This window comes from Corallococcus exercitus, assembly GCF_042231735.1.
GTDB classification, from domain to species: domain Bacteria; phylum Myxococcota; class Myxococcia; order Myxococcales; family Myxococcaceae; genus Corallococcus; species Corallococcus exercitus_B.
In genome coordinates, this window is the sequence record NZ_CP102577.1 from 452,850 (window position 1) to 465,259 (window position 12,410).

Annotated in this window: 14 protein-coding genes; 9 read left to right on the plus strand and 5 right to left on the minus strand. The window is 69.0% G+C overall.

Annotated elements, in window-relative coordinates:
* Positions 1–38 precede the first annotated feature (38 nt).
* Together NR792_RS02060 and NR792_RS02065 are read left to right on the plus strand one after the other, a co-directional pair.
* Positions 39–764 carry a hypothetical protein gene (locus NR792_RS02060; RefSeq protein WP_375758375.1) on the plus strand — a complete coding sequence of 242 codons (726 nt, stop codon included), beginning with the start codon at positions 39–41 and terminating at the stop codon, positions 762–764.
* Between the two features lie 43 nt (positions 765–807).
* Positions 808–1,635 (plus strand): hypothetical protein, encoded by an 828-nt coding sequence (locus NR792_RS02065; RefSeq protein ID WP_375758376.1) that lies wholly within the window; start codon positions 808–810, stop codon positions 1,633–1,635.
* 22 nt (positions 1,636–1,657) lie between these two features.
* Here NR792_RS02065 and NR792_RS02070 read toward each other — a convergent pair whose 3' ends face one another.
* On the minus strand, positions 1,658–2,395 hold the full coding sequence (locus tag NR792_RS02070) for an endonuclease/exonuclease/phosphatase family protein (protein ID WP_375758377.1): 738 nt from the start codon (positions 2,393–2,395) through the stop codon (positions 1,658–1,660).
* 77 nt (positions 2,396–2,472) lie between these two features.
* On the minus strand, positions 2,473–3,408 hold the full coding sequence (locus NR792_RS02075) for a bestrophin family protein (RefSeq protein WP_375758378.1): 936 nt from the start codon (positions 3,406–3,408) through the stop codon (positions 2,473–2,475).
* 188 nt (positions 3,409–3,596) lie between these two features.
* On the opposite strand from NR792_RS02075, the gene NR792_RS02080 reads away from it, so the two are divergent.
* From NR792_RS02080 to NR792_RS02100, 5 genes are all read left to right on the plus strand, one after another.
* On the plus strand, positions 3,597–4,295 hold the full coding sequence (locus tag NR792_RS02080) for a DUF4476 domain-containing protein (protein ID WP_375758379.1): 699 nt from the start codon (positions 3,597–3,599) through the stop codon (positions 4,293–4,295).
* 39 nt (positions 4,296–4,334) lie between these two features.
* Positions 4,335–5,468 carry a hypothetical protein gene (locus NR792_RS02085; protein WP_375758380.1) on the plus strand — a complete coding sequence of 378 codons (1,134 nt, stop codon included), beginning with the start codon at positions 4,335–4,337 and terminating at the stop codon, positions 5,466–5,468.
* Positions 5,469–5,540: 72 nt separating this feature from the next.
* Positions 5,541–5,951, plus strand: a complete 411-nt coding sequence (locus NR792_RS02090) for a hypothetical protein (RefSeq protein WP_375758381.1) — start codon at positions 5,541–5,543, stop codon at positions 5,949–5,951.
* A gap of 31 nt (positions 5,952–5,982) precedes the next feature.
* Positions 5,983–7,146, plus strand: a complete 1,164-nt coding sequence (locus NR792_RS02095; protein WP_375758382.1) for a serine hydrolase domain-containing protein — start codon at positions 5,983–5,985, stop codon at positions 7,144–7,146.
* A 27-nt stretch (positions 7,147–7,173) separates the two neighbouring features.
* Positions 7,174–8,304, plus strand: coding sequence for a TPM domain-containing protein (locus tag NR792_RS02100; protein WP_375758383.1), 1,131 nt, complete (start codon positions 7,174–7,176; stop codon positions 8,302–8,304).
* Positions 8,305–8,344: 40 nt separating this feature from the next.
* Here NR792_RS02100 and NR792_RS02105 read toward each other — a convergent pair whose 3' ends face one another.
* Positions 8,345–9,103, minus strand: coding sequence for a 2OG-Fe(II) oxygenase (locus tag NR792_RS02105; RefSeq protein ID WP_375758384.1), 759 nt, complete (start codon positions 9,101–9,103; stop codon positions 8,345–8,347).
* A 60-nt stretch (positions 9,104–9,163) separates the two neighbouring features.
* The gene (locus NR792_RS02110; RefSeq protein ID WP_375758385.1) at positions 9,164–9,532 is read right to left on the minus strand and encodes a hypothetical protein; all 369 of its coding nucleotides are present in this window, start codon (positions 9,530–9,532) and stop codon (positions 9,164–9,166) included.
* Between the two features lie 119 nt (positions 9,533–9,651).
* Here NR792_RS02110 and NR792_RS02115 point away from each other — a divergent pair, with 119 nt between their 5' ends.
* Together NR792_RS02115 and NR792_RS02120 are read left to right on the plus strand one after the other, a co-directional pair.
* Complete coding sequence (locus NR792_RS02115; protein WP_375758386.1) at positions 9,652–10,005, plus strand: calmodulin; 354 nt, start codon at positions 9,652–9,654, stop codon at positions 10,003–10,005.
* Positions 10,006–10,068: 63 nt separating this feature from the next.
* On the plus strand, positions 10,069–11,100 hold the full coding sequence (locus tag NR792_RS02120) for an SRPBCC domain-containing protein (RefSeq protein ID WP_375758387.1): 1,032 nt from the start codon (positions 10,069–10,071) through the stop codon (positions 11,098–11,100).
* A gap of 43 nt (positions 11,101–11,143) precedes the next feature.
* Here the strand turns inward: NR792_RS02120 and NR792_RS02125 are convergent, their stop codons facing one another.
* The gene (locus NR792_RS02125; RefSeq protein WP_375758388.1) at positions 11,144–12,337 is read right to left on the minus strand and encodes a macrolide family glycosyltransferase; all 1,194 of its coding nucleotides are present in this window, start codon (positions 12,335–12,337) and stop codon (positions 11,144–11,146) included.
* Between the last annotated feature and the right edge of the window lie 73 nt (positions 12,338–12,410).

Below are 12,410 nucleotides of genomic sequence, written 5' to 3' on the forward strand. Positions count from 1 at the left end.
ATACCCTTGCAAGGGTATCCCACCCGGAGAACCAATCCATGGCGACCAACTATCAGATCAGCATCCAGATGAGCGACGAGACCCTCACCGCGCTGACGGACGGCGGGTACTACCTGTATGGCTTCAAGGGCGTGAGCACCGCGATGAAGGGCGGGGCGCCGCTCGTCTGGTTCCAGTCGCAGGCGTACTCCCAGAGCACGATCCTCCAGTGGCAGGAGCAGTACCAGGCCTACACCTCCACCAACGCCATCATCCCCAACGGTCACATCTCCGCGAGCGCGGCGTACGACATCGACCTGGAGCAGACCCTGAACGTCACCGGCCAGAGCGGCATCGGGCAGGTCGTCCAGGGAGGCACGCCCGGCGCCATCTCCATCGTCAACCAGACGAATCCGCCCAAGCAGTTCACGTGTGGCATCTCGCAGGTGCAGAGCATCGCCGGCGGCGCGTCCACCAGCACGCCCCTGTGCGCCTTCCCGCTCTACGGCACCGGCGCGGACGTCATGGCTCCCATCGAGCGCTGCCTCCTGATGTTCGCCACGCAGCAGGTCAACACCGGCACGGTGATCTACAAGGCCTACAGCCAGGGCATCCTGGCGGATCTGACGGGGGCGCAGCAGCGGTCCGTCTCGTTCGACATCAACAACGGCTGGAGCTGGGGCGGCGGCTCGTGGGCCAGCAGCGTCGCGCCCCAGACGGACCTCGTTCCGCTCCTGATTTCCAGCAGCACCGTCACCTCCATCAGCCGGAAGCTCGTGGCTTAAGGCTGGCGGCGCGAGCCTCAAGCCAGACGCGAGGAAGGGTCCCATGCAGGAGCGCACTCTCATCCACATGGGGCTCCACCTCGCGGCGCTGGCCGTCCTGACGTGTGGCCCGGACGCGCTGGCGGTTCCGGCCAGCCCCTACCGGGTCACCCTCACGTTGAGCGAGGACACCGTCAAGGGGCTGGCGGAGTCCGGCACCTTTCTCTACGGCTTCATGGCCGTCGGCGGCACGGACCAGGCAGGGGTGCCGCTGGTCTGGTTCCAGCTGCGCGACTATTCGCTCACCACCATCATCTCATGGCAGGAGCAATGGCAGGCCTATGTCTCGCTTCAGCCGACCGCTCCGACGCCCCTGTTCAACGCCAGCGCCTCGTACGGCATCACGCCGGGCCAGACCTTTCAGGTCCAGACGCCCCAAGGCCTGGGGCAGGTCGTCAATGACGGGATGCCGGGTGCCATCTCCATCGTGAATCAAACGCAGACGCCGCTCACCTGCGGCATCTCCCTGCTGTCCGGGGGCGCCTCCGCCCCCATCGCGGCCTTCCCCCTCTACGGAAACGGGCTCCAGCTCCTTGTCCCCGTGAAGCGGGTGCTCTTGATGTTCTCGACGGTCCCGCTCGAGCCGGGGACCGCGCTCCGGCGCTCGTGCGGCCCCGGGGTCCTGATGGATTTCAGCGACGCGCGGACGCGTGGGCTCTCATTCGATCTCAACACCGGCTGGGATTGGGGAGGCCAGGGCTGGGCGCGGGCGGTCCCGGCCGGTTCGGACCTCGCCCCGTTGCTCATTGTCCAAACGGCCCCCCTGATGCCTCTTCACCGCCCTGTCAAGCCCCCTCCAGCCGTCGTACCTGCCCCATTGAAAAAACAATGACGCTCAATCCCCGGCCCTCGCCTCAATACTGGACCGTCGCGGTGTAGGCGAAGTGGTCGGAGCCGTACTTCTCCAGCCGCTCGGCGGGGCCGGTGCCGATGCCGATGCTGACGTAGATCTGATCGATGGGCACGCCGTCGACGCCCGCGGTGCGCAGGTGGTTCATCCCGGGGATGTCCTGCGACAGCGCGCGGTTGAAGTCTCCCACCAGGACGACGGGCAGCCCCCGGCCGCGCAGCTCCGCCACCACCTCACGCACCACCGCGTTGTGCGTGCGCCAGCGCTCCTGCCGCTCGGGGTGCTCCCCATTCCAGGCGCCAGAGATGTAGTGGGTGTTGACGAACGCCAGCTTCGCGCCGGTCGCGAGGTTCTTCAGCACGACCCAGTTCACGAAGCGCGACGGCGTCACCCCGGCCTCACCGCCGTGCGTGAGGCGGGACCCGTCACCGGTCTTCTCGTACTTGTTCTTGCGCCAGGAGATGGCGATGGAGTTGCGGGCGTCCAGCCGGTCCTCGCCGGGCCGGAAGTGGGCGTAGTACTCCATCGCTCCCAGCTTGGAGTGCCCCTCCGCGGTGCTCACCTCCTGCCAGCCGATGACGTCCGCGAGCGGCTGGAAGTTCGCCTCTCCGTAATGCGTGTTGTGCGTCGCGACCGTGGTCGTCGTGACGGCGAGCGCCGCCGTCTGCTCCGGAGAGGTGGAGGGCAGGAGCCCCAGGGAGAGCAGCACACTGAGAACTGCCGAGGACAGGAGCTTGAGCATGGTTCCCTCGAAACGTGCGCCAGGCCTTTCCTGGCGCATCAAGGGAAACTAGCTAAACCAGCAAATATAGAAAACCCCTAGGGGAGGATGAAGTCCTTGGGGCGCAGCGGCTCCGGCTGGGGCTCCCCCAGCGCCTCCAGCAGGTTGATCTCCGCCGTGCGGGCCATCGCGAGCAGGGGCAGGTCGTTGGGTGCCTGTCCGAAGGGCTCCTCCAGCTCCTCGCTCAGCAGGTCCAGGCCGAAGAAGGTGTAGGCAATCATCGCCGTGAGCACGGGCGTGAACCACCCCATGGACTCGGCGAGCCCGAACGGCAGCATCAGGCAGAAGAGGTAGGCGGTGCGGTGCAGGAGCACCGTGTAGGCGAAGGGCAGGGGCGTGAGGCGGATCCGCTCGCAGGCGGTGAAGACGCTCATCATGGCGTGCACCCGTTCGTTCAAGGCACCCCAGGTGATGTCGGTGAGTCGGCCCTCCCGCAGCAGGCGGGCCAGCTCCACCTGGTGCTCACGCAGGAGGGCGTTCGGGCGGTTGACACTGCTCAGGACGCGTGCGCGCTCGGAGTCGGAGACATAGCGGCTGATGTCCTCTCCGGCGTCGTGTCCCCGCAGGTGCGCGGCGAGTGCGTAGGGGAAGGCGATGGTGCGATGCACCAGCCGCCGGGCCGCCTGCCGTCCCGCGACGGGCAGCTCGTCGCGCCCATCGTCCAGCAGCGCGATGGCCGCGTGGGTGAAGGCGCGCACCTCGATGATGAGCGCGCCCCACTGCTTCCGGCCCTCCCACCACCGGTCGTAGCAGGCGTTGTTGCGGAAGCCGAGGAAGATGGAGAGCGCGATGCCGAGCAGAGACAGGGGCGCGGGCGACGTCACCGGAAGCCGCAGGTAGCCCTGCTTGAGCGTCAGGACGACGAGGGAGGCGAGCGCCGCGACGCCCAGCACGTGAGGCAGGACGCGCGGCAGGATGGTGCCGCGCACGACGAAGAGCAGCTTGAAGAAGCCAGGACGGGGACGAACGATCACGAGCGGGGTCTCGTGCACCAAATCCCGCCGGGTCGCAAGCGCGCGGTGCGGTGCGCTTCGACCCGCCTCCCCTGAAGTCTTCTCTGCCAGGGAGCGTGAATATTTTCGCGCGCAGTGCGTGACAAGGAACGGCGGCGACAACGTCTACCGTTTCGACCGCACCCATCCCGCACCCCACCTGGAGTCCCATGAACCGCATCGTCCGTGCCGTGCTCGTTTCGTCCCTGTTTGTCTCGTCCGCCGGCTTCGCGCAGGACGCGGAGTTCAACATGCAGGTGGATGTCGATGATGCGGACATGCCCTCCGCCCGCATCAAGATGAAGACGACGACGAACGTGGATGGCGAGGAGACCACCACCGTGAAGGTGCGCGGCGGCGGCACCAAGATGGACGTCCGCGTGACGGGCGGCATGACGGGTGGAACGATGGAGACGGAGAGCCGGACGGAGACCCGGACGGAGACCCGCGGGTTCAGCCGGTCGGAACCCCGTGACGAGCCCCGCGAGGAGCGCCGCGCGGAGCGGCCGATGCCCTCCGAGCCCGCGTTCCGCGACTGTGGCGTGGGCTCGGACGAGGGCTGCACGACACGGCGGGATGGACAGCTCCCGATGGACGCCTCCACCTGGCGCGGCTTCTACCAGTCGCTCAAGAGCGAGAACAACGAGCTCGTCCGCCAGGAGAAGGCGGAGAAGATGCTCAAGCGGGTCTACCTGACCGCGGCGCAGTTCGGCCTGGTGCTGGACCTGTTCAACAATGAGATCACCCGCCTGGAGGTGGCGAAGGTCACCGCGCCCCACGTGGTGGATCCGCAGCACGCGCTGGGCTTCTCCTCCAAGTGGCGCAACTCCATCAGCGGCAGCGAGTACACCGACATCATCACCGAGTAGTCCCGGAAGGTCCTAGACTGCCTCCTTCCTGGAGGCTGAATGCACCCGAAGAGACCCCACCGGTTCCCCGCGTCCACGCTCCTTTCGCTGGCCGCGGGGTTCGTGCTCGCCTGCGCCGCGGGCTGTTCAAGCGATGACGCGGGCGTGGACGTTCCCAATCCGCTGACCAACCCCAAGGACGGGCCTCCCGCTGGCAATCCCAACGCGGAGGCCACGTGCAGCGTGCCCGCCGAGGCGGGACTCGCGGACGTCTCCCGTCCCACCACCGTCGTCGGGACGGGGACGCCGGCCAGCTGTACCGGCGAGGCCTTCGTCCAGGCCGTGGCGAAGGGCGGGGTCATCACCTTCGACTGCGGCCCGGAACCCGTCGTCATCACGCTCGACCGGACGGCGAAGGTCTTCAACGACAAGGGACCGGACATCGTCATCGACGGCAAGGGGCTGGTGACGCTCAGCGGGGCAGGGAAGCACCGCATCCTGTACATGAACACCTGCGACCAGGCCCAGGTGTGGACGACCTCCCACTGCCAGGACCAGGACCACCCCCGGCTGACGCTCCAGAACCTCACGTTCGTGGATGCCAGCTCCAAGAGCGAGTCGGAGTACGACGGGGGCGGCGCGGTCTGGGTGCGCGGCGGGCGGGTGAAGGTCATCAACTCCCGCTTCTTCAACAACGCGTGCGCGGATGTCGGGCCTGACGTCGGGGGCGGCGCGCTGCGGGTGTTCGACCAGTACGACGACCTGCCTGTCTACGTGGTGAACACGACCTTCGGCGGCAAGGAGGGCTACGGCGGGGTCTGCTCCAACGGCGGCGGCATCAGCAGCATTGGCGTGTCGTGGACCGTCATCAACAGCCTCTTCTCCCACAACCGGGCCATCGGCAAGGGCGCCAATCCCGCCAGCCCGGGCACGCCGGGCGGGGGCAGCGGCGGGGCCATCTACAACGACGGCAACACGATGACGCTGTCGCTCTGCGGCACGCGGATTGAGCACAACGAGGTCAACGCCCACGGCAGCGCCATCTTCTTCGTGAGCAATGACCACTCGGGCGACATCCGCATCGACCGCTCGGTCATCCAGAACAACCAGGGCGGCTCCTGGTACGAGTCCTATCCTCAAATCTCCAACCACGCGGACACGCCCATCCGGGTGACGAACTCCACGATCGAGTGACAGCGGCCCTGGTGGCGTGCCAAAGCCTTTCAGTATGCTCCGCCCCGGTCTTGCATCCGACCGGGGGGACTCATGACGGAACGACGTGAGTGGGTGTTCGGAGCGCACCGGGTGCACCTGGAGGCGCCCGATGTCTTGTGGGTCGACTTCAACGGCGCCACGAACCTGGACGATGCGAAGCGTCTGCTCTCCATCGTGCAGGAGGTGGCGGTCGACGGCCCGGTGTTCGTCGTCGTGGACATCGACGGGTCCGTCATCGACAAGCCCGCCCGCGAGTACTTCAGCAAGGAATCCAGCCCGGAGTGGCTGCGCGGCGTCATCTACGTCGGAACCCAGCGCCTGCAGATGGCGAGCGCCAAGGCCGTCGCGTTCGCGCTCTACCTCACGGGCAGGCTGAAGGGCGACGTCGAGTTCGTCACGAGCGGGCAGGCCGCGCGCGAGCTCATCGAACGCAAGCGCGCGAAGGCGGCCGCGGGCCGCTGAACCCGGTTGCTCCGAGGAGGCTCCGTCCGGCATGAAGCCAGCCACCATGACCGTCCCCTCGCTTGCCGCCATCGTCCTCGCCTCCCTCCTCGTCGGGTGTGCGGGAGCCACCGCGAACAGCCGGGGCGCGCCAGCCCCGGAGGCGAGCACGGTGGACACCCTCTTCCGCGACTACGACGGCCTGGATCGCCCCGGAGCCAGCGTCGTGGTGATCCATGACGGGCAGGTCGTGCTCCGTCGGGCCTACGGCCTGGCCGGACTGGAGAAGCGCGAGCCCGCCACGCCCGACAGCAACTACCGGCTCGCCTCGCTCACCAAGCAGTTCACGGCCACGGCCATCCTGCTGCTGGTCCAGGATGGCCGGCTCCGGATCGAGGACCGCGTGGTGGACGTGCTCCCCGGCTTCCCGCCCTCCCTGCGGGAGGTCCGCGTCCACCACCTGCTCCAGCACACGTCGGGCCTCTGGGACTACGAGGACTTCGTCCCGGCGACGCAGCCGGTGCAGGTGAAGGACCGGGACGTGCTGACCCTGGTCTCCCGCGTGGACCGCACGTACTTCCCGCCTGGAACGGCGGTGCGCTACAGCAACTCCGGCTACGCGGTGCTCGCGCTCCTGGTGGAGCAGGTGAGCGGAATGCCGTTCGCGCGGTTCCTGCACGAGCGCGTCTTCGTTCCGGGCGGCATGCGTTCGACCGTGGCGCACGAGGAGGGGGTCTCCCAGGTGCCCCGCCGTGCGTATGGGTATGCCGTGGGCCCGAGCGGCTTCGTCCCCAGGGACCAGAGCCCCACCAGTGCCGTGCTGGGGGATGGCGGCATCTACTCGTCCGTGATGGACCTGGTGGCGTGGGACCGGGCGCTGGATTCGGACGCGCTGCTCCGCACGGAGACCCGGAAGCAGGCCTGGCTGCCGCCGACGCTTCAGGGCGCCTCCTCGCGCTACGGCTTCGGCTGGTTCGTCGACGACGACGGGGGGCGGCAGCGGCTGTCGCACCACGGTGAGACGTGTGGCTTCACCAACGCCATCGTGAAGTATCCGGAGCAGCGCCTCACGGTCATCGTCCTGACGAACCGCGCGGGCGGAGCACCGTGGACGCTGGCCCAGGGACTCGCGGACCTGTGGCTGGACAGGCCCGCGAAGGACGGGCCGCCCACGAACCGCCCCTGGCCGTTCGAGACCCTGCCCAACGCGCACTGAAGGGGGCCTTGGGTTACCTTCGGACCCATGCGCGCATGGCTGGGGTGGTTGGTGGTGTTCTGTGTCCTTGGCACTCCGGCCCTGGGTGTCACGGTGGAATCAATCCCCCGGCCCTCCAAGGGCTCCTGGACGGTGGACCTCACCCCGAACCGCGTCCTCACGCCGGCGGTCAGGGCGGAGGTGGACCAGCTGGCCCATGCGCTGAACGACGAAGGGCTCGGCCAGCTCATGGTGGTGATGGTGGGCACGACGTCGCGAAGGCCCCCGCGTGAGTTCGCGCTGGCGCTCTTCAACCGCTGGGGCATCGGCCATGCCGGGCGGGACGACGGCGTGCTGCTCTTCATCGCGTATTCCGACCGCAAGGCGGAGATCATCCTCGGAGACGGGGTCGACGAGCCCGAGGACCAGGAGGCCAGCGACGCCGTGATGGCGCAGGACATCGTGCCCGCCTTCAAGCGTGGAGACCCGAACGAGGCCGTGCGGCAGGGCGCGCAGGGCCTGAAGGCGCTCATCGAGAACGCGCGGCTCAACAACCCCGGTGCCGCCGCCGCCGACCTGGGAGGCCAGGAGCCGGCATCAGCGCCGACCGTGAGCATCACGGAAGCGCCCGCGAGCATGACGGAAACGTCGTCCTCGGAGCCGAGCCTCGGCTTCTTCGCGGGCGCCACGGGCGTGGTTGGCGCGCTGGGGCTGGCCGGCAGTGCCTGGCTCCGCCGTCGTCCTCGCAAGTGCCGGACGTGCGGCAACCCGCGGGCGCGGCTTGGTGAGGCGCAGGACGATGCCCACCTGGACCCGGGCCAGCGGAAGGAGGAGTCGCTGGGCTCGGTGGACTACGACGTCTGGTGGTGTGAGTCGTGCGAGGACGGAACCGTCGAGCGCTATGGCCGGTTCTTCTCCCGCTTCAAGCGCTGCACGCGGTGCCGCTATGTGACGGGCAAGCAGACCTCGCGGACGCTGCGAAGCGCGACGTACGACCACGGGGGCGAAGTGGAGGTCACGGTGCGCTGCGGGCACTGTGACTACGTCACCACCTCACGCCACAGCACGCCGCGGCGCACCCGGTCCTCGTCGTCGAGCTCCTCCTCCCGCTCCTCGAGCTCCTCCCGGTCCTCTGGAGGCGGGCGCTCCTCGGGCGGCGGCTCCAGCGGAAGCTGGTAGTCGCGTCATCCGGCTCAGCCTGTGCGCCCCCGGGCGCGGCTCAGGAGCGCGCTGGCGCCCAGAGGGCGCTGTGGGCCTCCGGCGCGTCCGGGGACTCCTCCGCCGTGTAGAAGTAGGCCGCGACCGTGGCGCGGCCCCGTCCCTCCGGACACATCAGCGCGGAGGGGTGGCCATGCCAGTGGGTGTCCCCGTGCGCCATCACGACCAGCCGGTCGAGCACTGGCGCGATGCGCGCCTCGCACCGGGACAGGTCGGCGTTCCACAGCTCCAGGTCTCCGCCCCAGGCGGGCTCCCAGCCCGGGTTCAGGTAGTAGAGGACGGTGAGCCGCCGTGAGAGCGCGCGGGTGCGGTCACGGTTGAAGTCCGCGTGGAGCGCCAGATGGCCTCCTCGCAGCGTGAGGTGCAGCCCCGCGCCCCGGAAGTGCGGATCCGCGATGAGCCCTTTGACGCCGGTGAGCGTCTCCAGGAAGTCGAGGAACGCCATGCCCGAGAGCTCCGCGAGCAGATGGCGAAGCGCGCCAGGCACGCCCTCGAAGGCCTTGCGCTGAAGCTGGCCCAACCGCGCTGCCTGCTCCGGGTGATCGCGCCGCATCCACGGAGCCCCGGTCGCGCCGGGAAAGACGCCGGCCAGTCCCGTCGCCAGCCGTTCGCCCAGGAAGCCATCGATGACGACGTGCGGATGGGGCCGGGCGGTGCCATAGGCGTCACGATGCTCCAACGCGAGCGAGCGGAGCGCCGTCCGGCTGAGGAAGAAGCTGGGCCCCAGCAACGGGCCCTCTTCGAGGGTTGCGACGCTCACGGGATCTCTTCCGCTCGGGTGTCCGGACTTCGATGATGCCATGCGCGCGGAACCCACGTCTTACCCGGGGGCGCCGCCTTCGGTCTCGAGGAGTGCCGCGAGGAACAGCGCATACGTGAGCTCGGCGACGGGCCGCCGCTCCCGCCGGGCCTGGAGGCGCAGCGCCTTGGGCAGGGAGCAGACCTGGCCCCCTTCACCGTCGCGCATCTGGACATAGCCTCGCGGGGAATAGCCAACCACCTGCCAGCCCATTCCACCCAGCGCCCGGCTGAGGTCGTCGGTGAGCTGGTGGTGGATGGCGCGAGCGATGGGGACGGGGCGGAAACGCTCGCTCGACCAGCCTTCCGCGTCCTCGCGCCAACCCCGCGCGCGCAGGTAGTTCACCTTGCGCGCAAGCGACAATCCGCCGACGTGGCGCTCGAGCTTCATGGGCCTCCTCGGGACTGGGACGCACTGGCATATTCCATACACAGACCACCGTCCCCAATCCGATAGGTAGGGCCGGGCCAATCCGTTACATGGGGCCTCCACGAAAAAGGAGACTCACAATGGCTACCGCCACCCGATTCGCTTTCACCCAGCCCAGCTCGCCTGGGACCGAGTTCATCATTGAGTTGACGGATGAGGCGATGATTGCCCATGCGCGCCGAGTCCTTTCAGGAGAGGAGAAGAACGCGGTCCACGTCCACGGGCGCATCATCAAGCGGACCGCCCCCTACAATCCGAAATTCTCGTTCCACATCGACCCCCAGACCATCCGTTTCTTCGAGATGGCCATCGAGGTCTGCGACGCCAACATGACCTATGTCGAGGACCATCTGGACGAAGCCGGCGGCGCGTTCCTGCCCGGTGGTCACTGGTGCCCGTGGGACTCCAAGCTGACGCGTGAACTGAAGGCGTAAGCGGCGCGCCGCTGCCTCCGGTTCTGCTAAGTCGGGACGAAACGCTCCGGAGGCCCGACGACCATGGCGACGAAGACCCGAGTCCCGCAGACGATTGACGCCTACCTGGCGGGCCTGGAGGACCCCACGGTGAAGAAGACCCTGGGGGCCCTGCGCACGCAGCTGCGGAAGCTGCTCCCCAAGGCCACCGAGTCCATCACCTACCAGATGCCCACCTTCAAGGTGGACGGGGCCTCCGTGGCGGGCTTCGCGTTCTTCAAGAACCACTGCGGCTACTACCCCTTCAGCGGCAGCGTGGTGCCGGCCCTGAAGTCGGAGCTGGCCGGGTACGCCACGTCGAAGAGCGGCGTCACCTTTTCCCCAGACCAACCGCTTCCCGCGAAGCTGGTGAAGACGCTGGTGCAGGCGCGGCTCGCGGAGATCGCCACGCGCGGGAAGAAGCCCGCGGCCGCGAAGAAGGCCGCGGCCGTGAAGAGGCCCGCGGCCGCGAAGAAGGCGCTCGTCACCGACCGGGTCACCGACGCCGCCGTGAAGGAGGCCACCGGACGCGACTGGAAGGCGTGGATGCGCGCGCTGGACAAGGCGGGGGCGGCCGGGCTGGCCCACAAGCAGCTCGTCGCGCTCGTGAGCCGGGAGGTCGAGTCCGGGTGGTGGCAGCAGTCGATCGCGGTGGCGTACGAGCAGGCCCGAGGCCAGCGCGTGGTGGGCCAGACCGCCGCCACGGGCTTCCAGGTGGGCGTGGTGCGCACGCTGCCCATGACCGCCCCTGAGCTCTGGGCCTGGGTCACGACCCAGCCGGAGCGCTGGCTGGGCCCGGGCGCGACGCTGAAGGCCGAGCCGGGCGGGGAATACAAGGTCCCCAAGCGGCGCGGGTCCCCCGGCGTGCGCGGAGAGGTCCGGGTGGTGAAGCCCGGGCAACGCCTGCGCATGACCTGGCAGCCGGACGGCTGGACGAAGCCCGCCACGTTGCAGCTCACGCTGACGCCCAAGGCGAAGGGCGCCTCCCTCCACGTGCACATGGAGAAGCTCCCGGACGCGGAAGCCCGGGAGGCCATGCGGGAGCGCTGGTCGAAGGTCCTCGCCCAGGCCGTCTAGCGAAGTGCGCCTCTCCTCCGGGAAGTGAAGCAGGGGAGGCCCATCACAGGCGGAACTCCTGCTCCAGCAGCGCCGCCGCGCGCGCGGCTCCGGCCCCCGCCCGGAGCTCCCGCTTGAGGCCCGCGAGCCGGGCCGCGACGGCCGGATCCTCCGTGAGCTGAAGCAGCGCCGAGCGCAGCGCGTCTGGCGTTGCGTGCTCCGTGTCGAGCCGCCGCGCGATGCCCAGCGCGACGAGCTGGTCGGCGTTGGCGAACTGGTCCGACGCCTGGGGCACGGCAATCATTGGCACCCCGCAGTACAGGCCCTCCTGCGAGCCGCCCATCCCGGCGTGGGTGACGAACGCGTCGGCCTGCTCGAGCACCGCCAGCTGCGGCACCCAGCGGTGGACCTCGACGTTGTCCGGGATGGCGCCAAGGTCCTCCATCGCCACGTGCTTGCCGATCTGCAGCACGACGTGCCAGCCGGGAAGCCCTCCGAAGGCGGCGAGGCACGCGCGGTAGAAGGCGGGCTGGAGGGTGAAGGTCGAGCCGAGCGACACCAGCAGCACCTTCTCCACGCCCGGGGGGCGCTGCCACGAGCCCTGCGCCGAGCGGTCTCCGAAGCACGGCCCCACGAAGGTGAAGCGCTTGCGGTCCACCCGGTCCGCGTGGGGTTGGAGCGCGCTCGGGATGAGCACCAGGCCGCGCGGCGGCTTGCCGACGAACAGCATGGCGTCCGTCTCCGCCACGCCGCACTCCTGGAGCCAGGCGGAGTAGCGCTGGTAGTGCGCCACGGCGCGCGGCTCGGTGCGCAGCATCTCCACCATCGCGGCCATGTCCTGCTCGTAGCCCTCCCAGGCAACCATGCTGGGGGAGAGCTGGACCGCGGGGAGGCCCCAGTTCTCCGCGAGGATTCGCGCCGTCGAACAGCCGATGTCGTACAGGAAGAGATCCGGCCGGTCGTGCTCATAGGCCGCGCGCAGCTGCGGAAGCATGGCCATGGCGTCATCGAGGAACATGTCCAGCTGCCCCACCATGTCGTCGGGCCAGCGTGTGTTCGGCGTCCCCTCGCGCGGGAGGAGGGAGCGGTAGGGCCGGAGCTCCGCGCCCGTGCGGGAGATGGCTTCCGCGAAGGCGGCGTCGTTGGCGTACGTCACCCGGTGCCCCCGGGACACCAGCTCCCGGATGAGCTCCAGGCTCGGATTGACGTGGCCATGGGCGGGGATGCTGACCATCGCGATGTGGGCACGACGAGACATGGAGCTCTCCTGGCAGGATGTTGGCGAGACGGACCGTCTCGTTTCGTCATGAACCATGGAGGAGGGGCGGACG